Origin of the sequence: Polaromonas sp., assembly GCF_043778355.1 — a bacterium.
In the GTDB taxonomy this organism is placed as follows: domain Bacteria; phylum Pseudomonadota; class Gammaproteobacteria; order Burkholderiales; family Burkholderiaceae_C; genus Polaromonas.
Window position 1 is genome coordinate 26,699 of sequence record NZ_JAYWHI010000032.1, and the last position, 14,715, is coordinate 41,413.

17 protein-coding genes and 1 riboswitch are annotated in these 14,715 nt (G+C 62.0%); of the genes, 7 read left to right on the forward strand and 10 right to left on the reverse strand.

The window, feature by feature from the left end; all coding sequences use genetic code 11:
- Nucleotides 1-41: 41 nt before the first annotated feature.
- Nucleotides 42-179, reverse strand: a riboswitch (yybP-ykoY riboswitch).
- A 143-nt stretch (nt 180-322) separates the two neighbouring features.
- A complete protein-coding gene (locus tag ACH2CW_RS06275; RefSeq protein WP_395056203.1) occupies nt 323-1,525 on the forward strand; it encodes an ammonium transporter in 1,203 nt (400 codons plus the stop codon).
- Between the two features lie 95 nt (nt 1,526-1,620).
- Here ACH2CW_RS06275 and ACH2CW_RS06280 read toward each other — a convergent pair whose 3' ends face one another.
- From ACH2CW_RS06280 to ACH2CW_RS06300, 5 genes are all read right to left on the reverse strand, one after another.
- Nucleotides 1,621-2,088: a DoxX family protein gene (locus ACH2CW_RS06280; RefSeq protein ID WP_395056205.1), complete on the reverse strand. Its 468-nt coding sequence runs from the start codon at nt 2,086-2,088 to the stop codon at nt 1,621-1,623.
- A 20-nt stretch (nt 2,089-2,108) separates the two neighbouring features.
- The gene (locus ACH2CW_RS06285) at nt 2,109-2,912 is read right to left on the reverse strand and encodes a putative DNA-binding domain-containing protein (RefSeq protein ID WP_395056207.1); all 804 of its coding nucleotides are present in this window, start codon (nt 2,910-2,912) and stop codon (nt 2,109-2,111) included.
- Nucleotides 2,909-3,811, reverse strand: a complete 903-nt coding sequence (locus tag ACH2CW_RS06290; protein WP_395056209.1) for a DUF692 domain-containing protein — start codon at nt 3,809-3,811, stop codon at nt 2,909-2,911. Before ACH2CW_RS06290 ends, ACH2CW_RS06285 begins: the two co-directional genes overlap by 4 nt.
- 45 nt (nt 3,812-3,856) lie before the next feature.
- Complete coding sequence (locus ACH2CW_RS06295; protein ID WP_395056211.1) at nt 3,857-4,132, reverse strand: DUF2282 domain-containing protein; 276 nt, start codon at nt 4,130-4,132, stop codon at nt 3,857-3,859.
- Nucleotides 4,133-4,270: 138 nt separating this feature from the next.
- Nucleotides 4,271-4,831 carry a peroxiredoxin family protein gene (locus ACH2CW_RS06300; protein ID WP_395056213.1) on the reverse strand — a complete coding sequence of 187 codons (561 nt, stop codon included), beginning with the start codon at nt 4,829-4,831 and terminating at the stop codon, nt 4,271-4,273.
- A gap of 140 nt (nt 4,832-4,971) precedes the next feature.
- Between ACH2CW_RS06300 and ACH2CW_RS06305 the strand changes: the two genes are divergently transcribed.
- The 3 genes from ACH2CW_RS06305 to ACH2CW_RS06315 all read left to right on the forward strand — a co-directional run bounded on the left by ACH2CW_RS06305 (nt 4,972) and on the right by ACH2CW_RS06315 (nt 6,722).
- On the forward strand, nt 4,972-5,538 hold the full coding sequence (locus tag ACH2CW_RS06305; protein WP_395056215.1) for a sigma-70 family RNA polymerase sigma factor: 567 nt from the start codon (nt 4,972-4,974) through the stop codon (nt 5,536-5,538).
- A 9-nt stretch (nt 5,539-5,547) separates the two neighbouring features.
- Complete coding sequence (locus ACH2CW_RS06310; protein WP_395056217.1) at nt 5,548-5,787, forward strand: zf-HC2 domain-containing protein; 240 nt, start codon at nt 5,548-5,550, stop codon at nt 5,785-5,787.
- Between the two features lie 479 nt (nt 5,788-6,266).
- Entirely contained in the window at nt 6,267-6,722 is a 456-nt protein-coding gene (locus ACH2CW_RS06315; RefSeq protein WP_395056219.1) for an RNA recognition motif domain-containing protein, read from the forward strand.
- 168 nt (nt 6,723-6,890) lie between these two features.
- Here the strand turns inward: ACH2CW_RS06315 and ACH2CW_RS06320 are convergent, their stop codons facing one another.
- Entirely contained in the window at nt 6,891-7,847 is a 957-nt protein-coding gene (locus ACH2CW_RS06320) for a LysR family transcriptional regulator (RefSeq protein WP_395056221.1), read from the reverse strand.
- 138 nt (nt 7,848-7,985) lie between these two features.
- Between ACH2CW_RS06320 and ACH2CW_RS06325 the strand changes: the two genes are divergently transcribed.
- Nucleotides 7,986-8,528 (forward strand): hypothetical protein, encoded by a 543-nt coding sequence (locus tag ACH2CW_RS06325; RefSeq protein WP_395056223.1) that lies wholly within the window; start codon nt 7,986-7,988, stop codon nt 8,526-8,528.
- A 362-nt stretch (nt 8,529-8,890) separates the two neighbouring features.
- Here the strand turns inward: ACH2CW_RS06325 and ACH2CW_RS06330 are convergent, their stop codons facing one another.
- Together ACH2CW_RS06330 and ACH2CW_RS06335 are read right to left on the reverse strand one after the other, a co-directional pair.
- Nucleotides 8,891-10,759, reverse strand: a complete 1,869-nt coding sequence (locus ACH2CW_RS06330) for a phosphoenolpyruvate carboxykinase (GTP) (RefSeq protein WP_395056225.1) — start codon at nt 10,757-10,759, stop codon at nt 8,891-8,893.
- Nucleotides 10,760-11,329: 570 nt separating this feature from the next.
- The gene (locus tag ACH2CW_RS06335) at nt 11,330-11,494 is read right to left on the reverse strand and encodes a hypothetical protein (RefSeq protein ID WP_395056227.1); all 165 of its coding nucleotides are present in this window, start codon (nt 11,492-11,494) and stop codon (nt 11,330-11,332) included.
- A gap of 134 nt (nt 11,495-11,628) precedes the next feature.
- Between ACH2CW_RS06335 and ACH2CW_RS06340 the strand changes: the two genes are divergently transcribed.
- Nucleotides 11,629-12,093: a glycine zipper family protein gene (locus ACH2CW_RS06340; protein WP_395056229.1), complete on the forward strand. Its 465-nt coding sequence runs from the start codon at nt 11,629-11,631 to the stop codon at nt 12,091-12,093.
- Nucleotides 12,084-12,707: an MOSC domain-containing protein gene (locus ACH2CW_RS06345; RefSeq protein WP_395056231.1), complete on the forward strand. Its 624-nt coding sequence runs from the start codon at nt 12,084-12,086 to the stop codon at nt 12,705-12,707. The genes ACH2CW_RS06340 and ACH2CW_RS06345 overlap by 10 nt, the downstream gene beginning before the upstream one ends.
- 270 nt (nt 12,708-12,977) lie before the next feature.
- Here ACH2CW_RS06345 and ACH2CW_RS06350 read toward each other — a convergent pair whose 3' ends face one another.
- Both ACH2CW_RS06350 and ACH2CW_RS06355 read right to left on the reverse strand, forming a co-directional pair.
- Nucleotides 12,978-13,382, reverse strand: a complete 405-nt coding sequence (locus tag ACH2CW_RS06350; RefSeq protein ID WP_395056233.1) for a PaaI family thioesterase — start codon at nt 13,380-13,382, stop codon at nt 12,978-12,980.
- Complete coding sequence (locus tag ACH2CW_RS06355; RefSeq protein ID WP_395056235.1) at nt 13,379-14,581, reverse strand: threonine ammonia-lyase; 1,203 nt, start codon at nt 14,579-14,581, stop codon at nt 13,379-13,381. Before ACH2CW_RS06355 ends, ACH2CW_RS06350 begins: the two co-directional genes overlap by 4 nt.
- Nucleotides 14,582-14,715: the final 134 nt, after the last annotated feature.

The window sequence follows — 14,715 nt, forward strand, 5'->3', positions numbered from 1 at the left end:
CTTGACTGCACAGCATCCCCGGCCTTGAGCAGGAGCTGTGCAGTCAAAGGTCTCGCGGGGTCGAGAGCCTGTTGAAGCTCTTGGACTGCTGGCGCCATGTCCGGAACCGGACAAGTCTGTTGACGCAAGCCCCTTTCAGAATTGAAAGGGTGGCTACTCCCCAATGACAAGCCCGATTGTAGACCTGCCCCCTTTTCCCGCGCCCAGTCTATGCCCAGATTGGTGCGCACTCATCTGGCGCAGATATTGCTTGATTTTGGTGCTTTTCATTTTCACAACCTCTTTTCGCACTGAAAACGTACAAACCATTCACGAGGGTCTTATGGACGCACTAAAACAGGGCTCGGACGCCTTGTTCATTTTGTTGGGTGGCATCATGGTTTTGGCCATGCATGCCGGTTTTGCATTTCTGGAGCTGGGAACAGTCCGCAAGAAAAACCAGGTGAATGCGCTGGTCAAGATCCTGGTGGATTTTTCGGTGTCCACCGTGGTGTATTTCATCGTCGGTTACGGCGTGGCCTACGGCACCAGTTTTTTTGTCGGCGCCGAACAACTGGCCGCCAAAAACGGCTACGAGCTGGTCAAGTTTTTCTTTCTGCTGACGTTTGCTGCGGCGATCCCGGCCATCATCTCCGGCGGCATTGCCGAACGCGCGCGGTTTTACCCGCAGTTGCTGGCCACTGCAGTGATTGTCGGTCTGGTTTACCCGCTGTTTGAAGGCGTGGTCTGGAACCAGCGTTTTGGCGTGCAGGCCTGGATCAAGGACTTCACCGGCGCCGAATTTCACGACTTCGCCGGCTCCATCGTGGTCCACGCGGTCGGCGGCTGGCTGGCGCTGCCGGCAGTGATTTTGCTGGGCGCACGCAGCAACCGTTATCGCAAGGATGGCGGCATCTCGGCGCACCCGCCGTCGAGCATTCCCTTCCTCGCGCTGGGCGCCTGGATTTTGACGGTCGGCTGGTTCGGCTTCAATGTCATGAGCGCGCAGACCATCGACAAGATCTCCGGCCTGGTCGCCGTGAACTCGCTGATGGCCATGGTCGGGGGCACGCTGGCCGCGCTTGCGCTGGGTAAAAATGATCCGGGCTTTGTGCACAACGGCCCGCTGGCCGGGCTGGTCGCCGTGTGCGCCGGCTCGGACCTGATGCACCCGCTGGGCGCGCTGGTCACCGGCGCTGTAGCCGGCGCAGTGTTTGTGCTGATGTTCACCCTGACGCAGAACCGCTGGAAGATTGACGACGTGCTCGGTGTCTGGCCGCTGCACGGCCTGTGCGGTGCCTGGGGCGGCATCGCCTGCGGCATTTTCGGCAGCAAGGCGCTGGGCGGACTGGGCGGCGTCAGCCTGGGCGCGCAACTCATCGGCACGGCCATGGGCATCGTCTGGGCACTGCTGGCGGGTTGTGCGGTCTATGGCCTGATCAAGGCGACCATCGGGCTGCGCATGAGCCAGGAAGAAGAATACGAAGGCGCCGACCTGTCGATTCACCGCATCGGTTCGACGCCGGACCGCGAAGTCAACTGGTGATCGTTCTCGTTCGGAAGCGAAACATGCTCCTGAATTAATAGCTGGTCACGCATGTTGGACGTGCGCCGGAAGCCGATTTGGTCTGAATTTTCTTGTCAGCCGCGCATGATGCGCGGCGCCAGCCAGCGGTCCATCGACCAGGCGCCCGGACCGTAGATCGCCAACCCGGCCAGCAGGGCGCCCCAGAAGATGTGCTGTTGCAAAGCCGCCGGCGCGATCTCGCTGAGCGAGATCACGGCGACTGCGTTCACCACAAACAGCCCCAGCGCGGAAAAGCGCCCGGCCAGGCCCAGCACCAGCAACACCGGCAGCACCAGCTCACCCGCCGTGCCCATAAAAGCAGCCAGCGCCGGCGGCAGCAGCGGCACCTTGTATTCGTCGGTGAAAAGCGCCACGGTGATGTCCCAGTCACGCAGCTTGGTGAGCCCGGACAGAAAGAACACCTGGCCCACATAAATACGTGCTGCCAGCGCAGCGGCGGGTTGCAAGCTGTCGAGCGCGCTGCTCAGGCGCGCCCAGAGTCGCAGCACTTTTTGCAGGGCGGCGGTAGCGGTGGTGGTCATTTTTGTCCTTTTGAATTCAGTCACAGGGCACGTGCACCCAGCAACAAGCCGGTTTGTACAGCCGGCACCAGCCATGGATTGAAATCAAACGCGGGCGCGGCTGCCAATGCAGCGGCCAGCGAGCGTTTTTCTTGCAGCGCCGCGATAAAAAGAAGCTCGCCAGGCTGCGCGTGGCGCAACGAGGGTTTCAAACCCTGCCGCCAGACCAGGGCCGCCTCCTGCACCTGGCCTCGCAAACGCTCGCCAGCCTGCTGCAAGCTGGGCTCACCCGTCAGGTGGGCTTGGGCGATGCTGACCACGGGGAAGCGGCTGGCCACACCAGCAGCACCCGCGCTGAGCAACAAGGTGAATGTGGAGGGTTCATGGCTTTCGAGCAAGGCGAACGATGCCATGTCTGCCTGGCCATCGGCCGCCGTGGCCGAGGCATGCAGGGCCCATTCGACACGCGCCACATCAGGCAGGTAAGGTTCTTCGCCGACCAGATCTTGCAGCGCTGCGAGAAAGGCCGCGAATTCTCCACCCCACTGGGCCAGATCGCCACAGTCCGGCGCGTGGCTTTGCCAGAAGTGGCGCGACAAGGCATCAAAGTTTTCCGCCCCCATCAGCTGTGCCACCACGGGATACGCCGCCGCCAGCACGCGCGGCGCCAATGTCTGGCCGTTGCTGCGGTAGGCTTGCAGCCCGCGTTCAAGACGATTTTGGCCTCCAGCCCCTGCCCCCTGTGCGTGAGCAGCTATACATTTCATAGCGTCTGTTTGGCGCGGCAGGTACAAGGCCTGCAGCAAAGCCTGTTGCGCTGCGGCCAGGCTGGGCGAGCGGCTCACCGGAGCAACGCCGGTTGCACACCATGCGGCACCGCCAGCGCGCGGGCCTGCTGCGCCTCGTCCAGCAGCACCGACAAGGGCGGGACGGCGGTGTCCCATTCAATCAACGACGGCACGGCGCCGAAGCGGTTGATGGCATGCCGATACACCCGCCAGACATCGGCCGTCACGCGGCTGCCGTGGTCATCAATCACGATATCGTCCATCACGCAATGCCCGGCCAGGTGGATCTCGCCCACCACGTCGGGCGGAATCTGGTCGAGCCAGGCCTGGCAGATGCCGACCGGGTCGCCCGCTTGCTCACCCGGCATGCGCGCGTTCAGCGCATTGACGTAGATGTTGTTCACGTCCACCAGCAACTGGCAACCCGTGCGCCGCGTCAACGCGGTCAAAAATTCAGTTTCACTGCGGTCACTGCCGACCAACGTGAGGTAGGCCGACAGGTTCTCGACCATCAACGGCCGCTCGAGCCGCTCCTGCACCTGCTGCACGTTGGCACAGAGCACATCGAGCGACTCGTCGTTGAAAGGGATCGGCAGTAGGTCGCCTGCATGCACCAGCTTGCCGTTGACAGTCCCGCGCGCAAAACAGGCGTGATCACTGACACGCACGGGTTCAATGCAGTCAACCAGGCGCGCCAACTGGTCCAGATGCCACAGATCAACGCCAAGTGCCGATCCGAGCGCCAGTCCCACCCCATGCAAGCTGACGGGGTAGCTGGCGCGGGCCTGCTGCAACACGGCCAAGGCCGCGCCGCCTTCTGCAAAAAAGTTTTCCGAGTGGACCTCCAGGAAGTCCAGGGGCGGTCGGGTGGCCAGCAGCTCCGCATAGTGCGGATGCCGCCAGCCGATACCCGTGGATACCGGCCGGGGGACTGTGGGCGAGGCGACGCGGCTCACCTCAAACGCCCGACGCCTGACGCAATCACTTCAGACAAGAAGTCATCAGCTCTTTTTAACCTTCATCTTGGCCTGGTCGGCGGTCATGCCTTTCAGGCCGGCGCAAGTGCCTTTGGCAACATACTTCCACTCGCCGGCATCGTCGCTGACCTTGGACTGCCCGGCGCAGGAATGCGTACCTGCGAGGTTGGCGCAATCGTTCTGGCCGGCCTTGGCGATGCCGTAGCATTTTTCTTTTTCCTGGGCAAGGGCGGGCGTTGCAACCAGCAGGGTGGACAGCAGGGAAGCTGCAGCTGCAGCAATCAGGGCACGTTGGTTCATTTGAAATCTCCAGTGGGTTGACGCAAGTTGAAAACTCAACCAGCAGAGGACATGTCTGCCTGGTTAAAGCTTAGTCCGGCCCATGCCGGTTTTCTTACAAAAATATTTTCGGCCAGCCAAGCGGTGCGTGCCCGCAGCTCAGAGCAAGTCGGCAATCCGGTCCCAGGCTTCAGGCGGGATGCGGCCCACATAACGCTCCACAATTTTGCCGGACTTGTCGATCAGGTAGCCCGCTGGCAACTGCGCATGGGCGCCCAGGTTGTCGCGGTAGCTGCTGTCACCCATCCAGAGCTGCACAAACTGCTGTTTGGTCGGCACAATGCGGGAAATAATGCGTTCATAGTCCACCACATCCTGCACGCGTTTGTCGGTCGCGACCGCCACCAGCTCGAACGGCTTGCCGGCCCAGCCCTCGTAGTTGGTACGCAACTCGGGCATTTTGTCGCGGCATACAGCGCAGCCGGTGGACCAGTACAGCACCAGCACCACCTTGCCTTTGAGCGACGACAGCGCAAACGGCTTGCCGTCTGTGGTTTTGCCACTGATGGCAGGCGTGGTCACGGCAGCAGCTGCGGCAGCGGGTGTTTGCGCTCGAGCCGGGATCGCGCCCAGGCAGGCAGCGCCAGCCATTGCGATAACAAACCACACGGTGGCCGGGCCGCCAGCTCTGAAACTGAAAACGCGATGCAAAGGGTTCATGGTGTCTTCCTGAGTGATCCGGTAGCGACGGCTGTTGCTGTTACCCGCAAGTGAGTCCGAACAGGAGATCAAAGTTCCGTCCGCTCCTGGTATTCAGTATATGGATGCGCCGCGCTCTGCGCTAGGCTAGACTGCGCCCCATGCCAACATTTGAAGAACAACTGGTGGAGCACCGTGTGTACCTCATGCGTTTTGCGCGTCTGCAACTGCGCAACGACGCCTGGGCGGAAGATGCCGTTTCGGAGACCCTGCTGGCAGCCTTGTCCAAACCCCAGTCCTTCGGTAACCGTTCCCAGCTCAAGACCTGGCTGGTCGGCATCCTCAAACACAAGGTCATCGACCTGATCCGTAGCAACTCGCGAGAAGTGTCCGCCCCTGACCCCGGTAGCGACGACGAAGCCGATGAGCTCGACAAGCTGGCCTTCAAGGCCGATGGCCACTTTGCCAGCCCCCCAAGCGATTGGGGCGACCCGCACCAGACTCTGCAGCAACGCCAGTTTTTTCAGGTGTTGGACGCCTGCGTGGAGCGCCTGCCCCCGGCGCTGGGCCGCTTGTTCCTGATGCGCGAGTGGCTGGAGCTTTCCTGCGACGAGGTCTGTAAGGAACTGGCACTCACGCCGACTAATCTATATGTTCAACTTCACCGCGCGCGCCTTCGTTTGCGCGAATGCCTCACCATCAACTGGTTTGGCAAACACGTTAGCTGAGGTCCCGCAATGAAATTCACGCTCTTGAGGCGGACCTGCAAGCAGGCGGCGGCCCTGCTGGTCGCTCGGGAAGACCGCGCCCTGAATCTGCCCGATACCGTCGCGCTGCGCTTGCACCTGATGGCTTGCAAGGCATGCCCGAAGTTTGAAAACCAGATGCTGACCATGCGTCAGGCCATGCACCATTGGCGCGAAGGCACTGGAGAAGGCGACCGACCTCCGGCCACTGTTGCTCAGCGGCGAAAATAGGGAAACGCTTGCCTCCCGCGTCGCGCCAGCGCTCGGTCAAGCATGGCCCGCGACCGCGGCTAGTTTTGTATGCAAAGGTAAGTCTGCGCGCCTGGTGATAGGGTGTCTCGAAATAGGTTCCCCATCAAGCCTCTCCTTGCAAGTAGGCGCAAACTTATTTGGGATTTGGCGAAAAATCGATGTTTCTTGAACCAAAAATTGCGGGATCAAACCAGATGCCCCGCGCATAGAAGCGCGCCAGATGAGCCTTCGAGGACGAAACCGGCTGCCAAGGCACTGTTGGCGCGGGTTTGTCGAATCCAGGCAGAAACGATGCTGGCTTGTTTTATTTGTGTCTGACGCATAATATTCGCGTGTGGATTTCATCCACACAGGTTGGGTGATCGGTCAGTTTCGCGCGCTACAGCGGTATGTTTCAAGATTTGTTGTGCTTTCGGGACCCCATCGCTTTTGTTATTGTGTTTTAGAGGAGTCCCTTCATGGGCAACAAACTTTACGTCGGCAATCTGCCGTACTCGGTTCGCGACGAAGACCTGCAACAATCTTTTGGCCAATTTGGCGCTGTCACCAGCGCCAAAGTCATGATGGAACGCGACACCGGTCGCTCCAAAGGCTTTGGTTTTGTCGAAATGGGCAGCGATGCCGAAGCGCAAGCCGCGATTGCCGGCATGAATGGTCAGCCTCTGGGCGGCCGCAGCGTGGTCGTTAACGAGGCACGCCCGATGGAAGCACGTCCCCCACGCAGCGGCGGCTTCGGCGGTGGCGGTGGTGGCGGCTACGGTGGTGGCGGCGGCGGTGGATACGGCGGTGGCGGTGGTGGTGGTCGTTCCGGCGGTGGCGGCAGCGACGGCGGTTTCCGCAGTCCTTACGGCGGCGGCGGTAGCGGCGGTGGCCGTTCCGGCGGCGGCGGTGGTGGTGGACGCGGCGGCTACTAAACCCTTGCACTGCGGCACTTCAGCCTTTGGCTGAAGCTGGCTCAAAAGGCTTCAAGACTTCGGTTTTGAAGCCTTTTTGCCTTGCGGCTCTGGTCACGGCCGCGCGGGACTGCAGCCAATCTTGGTCCATCTTTGTTGGGTGGCCGCAAGCGTTTTGGCGGCACCGGCTCAAGACGTGAAGACTTTATCCGCTGCCCGCTCCAGGGCCTTGCGCAGCCAGCTATGCGCGCTGCGCTGCTGCGAGCGCCGGTGCCAGACCGCGTCCACATGCACCGGTGACACGTCAAAAGGCAACGGTCGCAGCACCAGCTGGTCGGCAATGCCTGTCACGCCGACAAAGTGGCGCGGTAACACCGTCAGCAGATTCGAGTTGGCCACCACCCGCCCCGCCGTAAAAAACTGATTGACAGTGAGCACTACCTGCCGCTCGCGGCCCAGCGAGGCCAGCGATTCGTCAATGAAACCGAAGGGTCGACCGGAGAAACTCACGAGCATGTGGCGCGCAGCGCAGAAACGGTTCAGCGTCAAGGGCCCGCTGGCCAGCGGATGCTCCCTGCGCATCACACACACATATTCGCCGTCGTACAGGCGCTTGTGCATGAAGGGTATCGGTTCGCCGCTTTGCGCGCGTGCCGTCAGGTCGGCCAGCACCGACGGGAAATAACCCACGGCCAGGTCACAGCTTTCCTCGTCAAGCATGCGCCGCGGGTCACGCGTTGTCAGCGGCACCACCCGCACCGACACCCCCGGCGCTTCCAGCTCAAGCGTATCGACCAGCCCCGGGATCAGTTCAGCGGCGGTGGCGTCGGCCATGGCCACTACGAAGGTGGTGTTCGCTGTGGCCGGCTCGAACTCGTTGGGTGCCAGTGACTCCTGCAACTGTTGCAGCGAGTCACGCACCGCCGGCCAGATCGCCAGCGCGCGCGGTGTGGGCGCCATGCCGTGGCCGCTGCGCTGCACCAGCTCGTCGCCCAAGGTCTCTCGCAAACGGCGCAGGGCATTGCTGACGGCAGGCTGGGTCAGCGACAGGTTGCGCGCGGCGCGCGTCAGGCTGCGCTCGGCCATCACCTCGTCGAAAACGCGCAACAGGTTCAAGTCCAGGGTGCGGAAATTGGGCTGGTTCATGGCATTCGATGGACATTCTATTATTACCATTGTGAATGACGAATATCATAAAGATAAAGTTGAACAACATCCGTGATAACCCTAATATCTGCGTGTGCCCCAACCAATTCCGGTGGGCACTCATCAAGGGGAACCACCATGACCAGCTTCGTCAACACCAAGTACTCCACTGAGCACACCGGCGCCGCCCGGGTTGAGTCGGCAATACACGCTGCCGGCCAGCTGCGTCAAGGCTTCTCGGGTACGCGCGGCCTGGCGACCCTGCTGCTGTCAGCCATCGTCGCTTCCATCATGGTCGTTGCCTATCAGGTGACGGACAGCGTCGCCGAAGGCCATCTGCTGGTGATCTGGATGGCGCTGTGGGCGGTGGCCTTTTCCGGCCTCGCTCTGCTTGCTGGCACGGCGCGCAATCTGGCAGCCCGCACAGTCGCTGCGCTGGATGCCTGGTCGCAAACCCTGGCCCAGGCCAGAGCTGACATCCGTCTGTGGGAAGCCGCCAAAACCGATCCCCGCGTGATGGCCGACCTGCGTATTGCGATGGCTCGCCAGGAAGTTGCGACCGACGAAGCGCCTGCTGTCGTCAAAGCACCCGAAGCCGATGTGCCAGCCGCTGGCCTGACCCCCCGCGCCGCTCGCCTCGGCGGTCACGAACTGCGCGCCTTTCAGCGCTATTACCTCTAAGCCCAGCCAAGGTCGCGCTGAGAAAACCATGCAAAAGCCACCGGTTCGGTGGCTTTTTGTCATGCATCTGGTGTCCGTGGCCGGGGCATCAGAGATGCCAGCCACCTTTCCGAACTGGAGCGGAAAGAAATCATCCGGGTCAGTCGATACCGGGTTGAGGTGTTGTCAGTACCTGGGTTGATTCAAGCCAGTGACGGCACTGCAGGTCGACGGTGAGCGGGTCGGCGGCGGCTCAGGGCGGGAGCCGATGAGCGAAAAAAAGCCACCTGGTCAGGTGGCTTTTTACATGCCGGCGGCTTGCCGGTGATGTGCTTGGTGGGGCGCAGATCGTGCACCCCGCCGAAACTCTTTCTGGTTACCGGTCAGGCAGCCAGTCGGCGCTCAATCGCGGCTTTGGTCTCCTCCAGCTCTTTCGGCAGGTGATGTTCGAGTTGCTTGAAAAGTTCGGCGTGCAATTCCAGTTCCTTGAGCCAGGCCCCTTTGTCCATGCTGGTGACAGTGTCGAACTGCTGGGCGCTGAAATCCAGACCCGCCCAGTTGATGTCTTCGTAACGCGGGCTGACGCCGGTAAAGTGGTCCACGCCCTGGCCCTTGCCTTCGATACGGTCGATCATCCACTTGAGCACGCGCATGTTCTCGCCATAGCCTGGCCAGGCGAACTTGCCGTCGGCGCCCTTGCGGAACCAGTTGGCGGTGAAAATTTTCGGCGGTGTGGCGCCAGAGGCTTCGAGCTTCTTGCCGACATTGAGCCAGTGCTGGAAGTAGTCCGCCATGTTGTAGCCGGCAAACGCAATCATGGCAAACGGGTCACGGCGCACCACACCGACCTGACCGGTGATGGCGGCAGTGGTTTCCGAACCCATGGTCGCGGCCGCGTAAACCCCTTCGACCCAGTTACGGCCTTCGGTCACCAGCGGTACGGTGTTGGAACGGCGCCCGCCAAAGATGAAGGCGTCAATCGCCACACCGGCCGGGTCGTCCCATGCCGGATCGAGTGCCGGGTTGTTGGTGGCGGCGACGGTGAAACGCGAGTTCGGGTGTGCCGCCTTGGCGCCGGTTTCCTTCGCGATCTGCGGTGTCCAGTCCTTGCCCTGCCAGTCGATCAGGTGCGCGGGCAAGGCCTTGCCCGGTGTGTCCTGCTCCATGCCTTCCCACCAGACGTCGCCGTCATCGGTCAGGCCGACGTTGGTGAAAATCACGTCATGCTCCAGGCTGCGCAAGCAGTTGGGGTTGGTCAGCATGTTGGTGCCAGGCGCCACGCCGAAATAGCCGGCTTCTGGATTGATGGCGTACAGCCGCCCGTCCTTGCCCGGCTTGATCCAGGCGATGTCGTCGCCGATGGTCGTGACCTTCCAGCCTTCGAAGCCGGCCGGTGGCACCAGCATCGAGAAGTTGGTCTTGCCACAGGCCGAGGGGAAGGCCGCCGCCACATGGTACTTCTTGCCCTCGGGCGAGGTGACGCCGAGGATCAACATGTGTTCAGCCAGCCAGCCTTCGTCCCGGCCCATGTTCGACGCAATACGCAGCGCGAAACACTTCTTGCCCAGCAGCGCGTTGCCGCCGTAGCCGGAACCATAAGACCAGATTTCGCGCGTTTCTGGGTAGTGAACGATGTATTTGGTCTTGTTGCACGGCCACGTGACGTCCTTCTGGCCTTCGGCCAGCGGCGCGCCCACGGTGTGCACGCAGGGGACAAACTCGCCGTTGTCACCGAGCACATCAAACACGGCACGGCCCATGCGCGTCATGATCTTCATGTTGACGCCGACATAAGGGCTGTCGGACAGCTCAATGCCGATGTGTGCGATGGGTGAGCCCAGCGGCCCCATGGAAAACGGCACCACATACATGGTTCTGCCCTTCATGCAGCCATCAAACAACGGCTGCAAGGTCGCGCGCATCTCGGTCGGGGCCATCCAGTTGTTGGTGGGGCCGGCATCTTCCTTGTTCTGAGAGCAAATGAATGTGCGGTCTTCCACCCGGGCCACATCGCTGGGGTCAGAGTTGGCCAGGAAACTGTTCGGGCGATTGGCTTCGTTGAGTTTTTTGAAGGTGCCGGCGTCCACCAGTTGCTGGCACAGGCGCTGGTATTCGGCGTCGCTGCCGTCACACCAGTAGATGGTGTCGGGTTTGCACAGGGCCGCCATGTCGGCAACCCAGGCAATCAGTCGGGCGTGTTTGACGTAGCTGGGCGTGTTCAGGTTCAGCCCTTGCATCGCGGGGTGGTTCATCAGAAGCTCCAAAGTTAAAAAGCGTGATTTCGACAACCGCCTGATGGTCGAGCAGCCGTAAACGGCTGCATCGGGTCGCCTGTCGGAATGGCGCTGAAGACTGCTTCGAAAATGCCGGTGATGCCTTGTCTACAAGGGCCTGCAGAGTGCCACGGTAAATTCATTTTAAGAAGATCGGAGAAAGTTACCGCCAAGGTACAGCCAAAAGATATGCAAAACCTGCATGGGGTTATGCATTCCGAACGCTCGGGTTCCGGCAGCCCTGACACTGGCGATGGCAATGGGCTCGCGATGCCCATCGCCGCTGCACGCCAGCAGCGGCGGCGAGGCAGCGCCTAGAGATAAAAGCGGTAGCGGCTTGCTGGACAGTGCTTGCGGCTATTTGCTGGCAGGCGCCAGCAACCTGTTCAGCAGGTACTTCAAGAATTTCCCCGGGGGTCACCGGGGGCTACGGATGGTCAGCCGCGTGCCGGACGGCCAGCCATCAGCGGGTGTGCGAGTTGAGGGCGCCGCCGCCTGATGCCGTACAGTTTGGGGCGCAGGGCCAAGGCCGTCGCGTCGCGTTGGCAATCAGGCCATGTAGATGGCAATGAAAGCCAGCAGAAACATCAACACAGCTCCGGCGGCCGGTAAAACCAGAGGCATCAGCGGCACGATGGCTTCGACGGCATCCTGTTCCTGGGTGGGCGTCGGGCTGCTGTGGGCTGCGTTGGTGGTTTGTTCTGGGCTGGACATGGTGAAGGGTTCCTGAAAACGGGACAACGTCACTATTTTACCTTTTCACACGCGGGCTCGACCGGGCTGCCCGCTAACATGCTGATTTGTCCTGCCCTGGCAGCCAACAGTCATCCTTGGTTCGGGAGTTAGCTATGCGTTCCTTCGCAAAACCAGGCTTTGCCTGCGTTGCTGCCTTGCTGCTGAGCGGCTTGGCCGGCTGCGCCAGCACCGGAAGCCACAGCCCATCGGCCCGACCCGTTCTCTACCCGAATGCGACGCTGAACCGTGTTGGCGATGCCCAGGGCCGCGCCGAAGCCGATGCCTGCATGGCCAGGGCGGTTTCAGCCGGGCTGACACCCGACGAAAAAAACAGTGCCGTCGCCCGCGGTGCCGGTGTGGGTGCGGCCACCGGCGCTGTGGCCTCGGCGGTCGGTGCGCTGATCACCGGTCGTGCCGGCGAGGGTGTGGTGCGCGCAGGCGCAGCCGGTGCCGCCGTGGGCGGGTCGGCCGGCGCGGTACAGGGGGCTTTTCGCAACGACCGGCCCAGCAGCACCTACCGCAATTTCGTTCAACGCTGCCTGGGGGAAAGAGGTTTTGAAGTGATCGGATGGAACTAAGGGGCGGCATTTCGCTGGAAGCGCAGTCGCGCCTGACGCGCCGCCTGGTGTCGGCTCAGGTCGGTGTGGCCCGTCGCATCCCCATCGGCGGGCGAAGTGTCTTGACGGGCATGGTCAAGCGGCCCGTGAATGAGGCGGTGCCGGTGTCTCCGCTGGGCCTGCGGGGTGACGAACAGGCCGACCTGTCCATCCATGGCGGACTTGAAAAAGCCGTGTATGCCTATCCGGCGGAACACTATCCGTTCTGGCAAGCCGCGCGGCGGGAACAGGGCCTGGGCCTGATTGATGACAGCCTGCCGCATGGCAGCCTCGGTGAAAACCTGACCCTGCAAGGCCTGGTGGAAAGGGATGTATGGGCCGGCGACGTGCTGAGGTTTCCCCACTGCGAGTTGCAGGTGCGCATGCCGCGCGAGCCCTGCTACAAATTCAATGCCGCCATGGGCTTTGCGCGGGCCTCAAGACTGATGGCGCAGAGCGGTTTCTGCGGTTTTTACCTGTCGGTCTTGACGCCGGGCAGCATCAGCGCCGGCGAAGGTTTTGAGCTGCTGCCGGGTCGCCGCAGCGTCAGCATCCCGCAGCTGTTCGCCGCAAAAATGAGCAAACACCTCAGGTAGCGCCTAGGGCCTGTTCACACTATTTATACAAGATGCGTTGCGAGTCAAAAAGGTCATGCGCGAGGCGCAAAATGCAGCCGGGCTGGCGCCCGGCAAGGCTTTGCAACGCTGCGCATGGCCTTTTTGGCCGCAACCCGGAGGGAACGGGGTGAAAACAACGCCACTCAGCGTTGCACTCCTAACCCAGACACCCGGTCTGGGTGTCGTCGCGCGCCTTGATTGGCGCTGTTTTTACCCCGTTCGTACTTGTATAAATAGTGTGAACAGGCCCTAGAGCAACGCGTAGGTGGTGCTCGCGCGGCTCACGCTCTTGCCATCATCAGCCCCGCGGATATCGATCTCGCCGAAGGCCAGCGACTTGCCGGCACGGATCACACGCGCTTCGATCAGCGCATCCTGATTCGACAGCGGCTTGAGGAAGCTGCTGTTCATCTGTACCGTGGTGCAAGGCCTGAATTTACCGAAATGGTTGATTAGCGCCAGCACCATCGCCGTGTCGGCGGCGGCCATCATGGCCTGGCCGCAGAGCATGTCACCGGCACGCGACAACGCCGGGTTTTGCGGCAGGCGCAAAGTCACCCCCCGCCCGTCAAAAGCCTCGACCTGCAGCCCCAGCAACTGGACCCAGGGCGCAAAATACTCAGGCAGCGCGGCCTGCAAGGTTTGGGTATTCATAGTTGCTCCTCGGCTTCAAAGCCGGCCGTTTTCAACACGGCGAGCACCTGTGCAATGTGGTCTCGCCCGCGCGTCTGGATCACCAGTTCGATGTCGACGTTCTGCGCCGACAGCATGGTGAACGCGCGCTGGTGATGCACCTCGTCGATGTTCGCCCCCGCCCCGGCCACCGTGGCAGTGATTTTGGCCAATGAACCCGGAACGTCGCGCGCGCTGACGCGGATGCGCGCCAGCCGGCCCGCACGCACCATGCCGCGCTCGATGATCGCTGCCAGCAACAGCGGATCAATGTTCCCGCCGCACAGCACCAGGCCAACTTTTTTACCCCGGAAACGGTCCGGGTACTTGAGCAGTGCGGCAAGGCCGGCAGCGCCCGCGCCTTCGACCAGGGTTTTTTCAATCTCCAGCAGCATCACCATGGCCTGTTCGATGTCACCTTCATCCACCAGCACCAGATCGTCCACCAGCCGCGCGATGATGGCCTGCGGCAGGACGCCCGGCGTACCGACAGCAATGCCTTCGGCAATCGTGCTGCTGCCCTGCGGGTGTTGCGTGCCCTTGATGGCGTTGACCATGGCCGGAAAACGCGAGGTCTGCACGCCGATGATGCCGATACCGGGTTTGATCGCCCTGGCCGCCGTAGCCATGCCGGCAATCAGGCCGCCGCCGCCGACTGCCACCACCAGCATGTCGAGCTCCGGGACGGCGCGCAGCATTTCCAGCCCCACCGTGCCTTGACCTGCAATGATGGCTTCATCGTCATAAGGGTGGACAAACACCAGGCCTTCACGCTGCGCCAGCGCCAGCGCGTGGCTGCGCGATTCTTCGAGCGTGTCGCCGTGCAGCACCACTTCCGCGCCAAAGCCTCGGGTGCGGTCAATCTTCACGCCAGGCGTGAAGCGCGGCATCACGATCACCGCCCGCAGACCCAAGCGCTGCGCGTGGTAGGCCACGCCCTGGGCATGGTTGCCAGCACTCATGGCAATCACGCCGCGGCGCTGCTCGTCGACCGTCAGTTGCACCAGCTTGTTGCAGGCGCCGCGCTCTTTGAAAGAGGCGGTGTACTGCAGGTTCTCGAACTTGAGGTAGACGTCTGCACCCGTGATCTGCGACAAGGTCTTCGACGCGACACAGGGCGTATCGAGCAACTGGCCCTGCAGCCGCAGGGCGGCGGCTTCAATATCGGCAAATCCAAGCATGGTGCTCCTGGCGGGTGGGGCTGTCACGGCATTTTTGCGGGAGCACCGATTGTGGCGGGTTTTGTGGCGCAATCCACACGGGGGAATTTCGCCGCTGTCTTCCCCGACTCGGCAAGCTGCGTTATGGTGAGGTA

Excerpts from the sequence above, each read along its gene's own strand:
- ACH2CW_RS06275 (WP_395056203.1), top strand. The coding sequence starts at position 323 with ATGGACGCACTAAAACAGGGCTCGGACGCCTTGTTCATTTTGTTGGGT.
- ACH2CW_RS06280 (WP_395056205.1), bottom strand. The coding sequence starts at position 2,088 with ATGACCACCACCGCTACCGCCGCCCTGCAAAAAGTGCTGCGACTCTGG.
- ACH2CW_RS06295 (WP_395056211.1), bottom strand. The coding sequence starts at position 4,132 with ATGAACCAACGTGCCCTGATTGCTGCAGCTGCAGCTTCCCTGCTGTCC.
- ACH2CW_RS06300 (WP_395056213.1), bottom strand. The coding sequence starts at position 4,831 with ATGAACCCTTTGCATCGCGTTTTCAGTTTCAGAGCTGGCGGCCCGGCC.
- ACH2CW_RS06305 (WP_395056215.1), top strand. The coding sequence starts at position 4,972 with ATGCCAACATTTGAAGAACAACTGGTGGAGCACCGTGTGTACCTCATG.
- ACH2CW_RS06310 (WP_395056217.1), top strand. The coding sequence starts at position 5,548 with ATGAAATTCACGCTCTTGAGGCGGACCTGCAAGCAGGCGGCGGCCCTG.
- ACH2CW_RS06315 (WP_395056219.1), top strand. The coding sequence starts at position 6,267 with ATGGGCAACAAACTTTACGTCGGCAATCTGCCGTACTCGGTTCGCGAC.
- ACH2CW_RS06320 (WP_395056221.1), bottom strand. The coding sequence starts at position 7,847 with ATGAACCAGCCCAATTTCCGCACCCTGGACTTGAACCTGTTGCGCGTT.
- ACH2CW_RS06325 (WP_395056223.1), top strand. The coding sequence starts at position 7,986 with ATGACCAGCTTCGTCAACACCAAGTACTCCACTGAGCACACCGGCGCC.
- ACH2CW_RS06330 (WP_395056225.1), bottom strand. The coding sequence starts at position 10,759 with ATGAACCACCCCGCGATGCAAGGGCTGAACCTGAACACGCCCAGCTAC.
- ACH2CW_RS06335 (WP_395056227.1), bottom strand. The coding sequence starts at position 11,494 with ATGTCCAGCCCAGAACAAACCACCAACGCAGCCCACAGCAGCCCGACG.
- ACH2CW_RS06340 (WP_395056229.1), top strand. The coding sequence starts at position 11,629 with ATGCGTTCCTTCGCAAAACCAGGCTTTGCCTGCGTTGCTGCCTTGCTG.
- ACH2CW_RS06345 (WP_395056231.1), top strand. The coding sequence starts at position 12,084 with ATGGAACTAAGGGGCGGCATTTCGCTGGAAGCGCAGTCGCGCCTGACG.
- ACH2CW_RS06350 (WP_395056233.1), bottom strand. The coding sequence starts at position 13,382 with ATGAATACCCAAACCTTGCAGGCCGCGCTGCCTGAGTATTTTGCGCCC.
- ACH2CW_RS06355 (WP_395056235.1), bottom strand. The coding sequence starts at position 14,581 with ATGCTTGGATTTGCCGATATTGAAGCCGCCGCCCTGCGGCTGCAGGGC.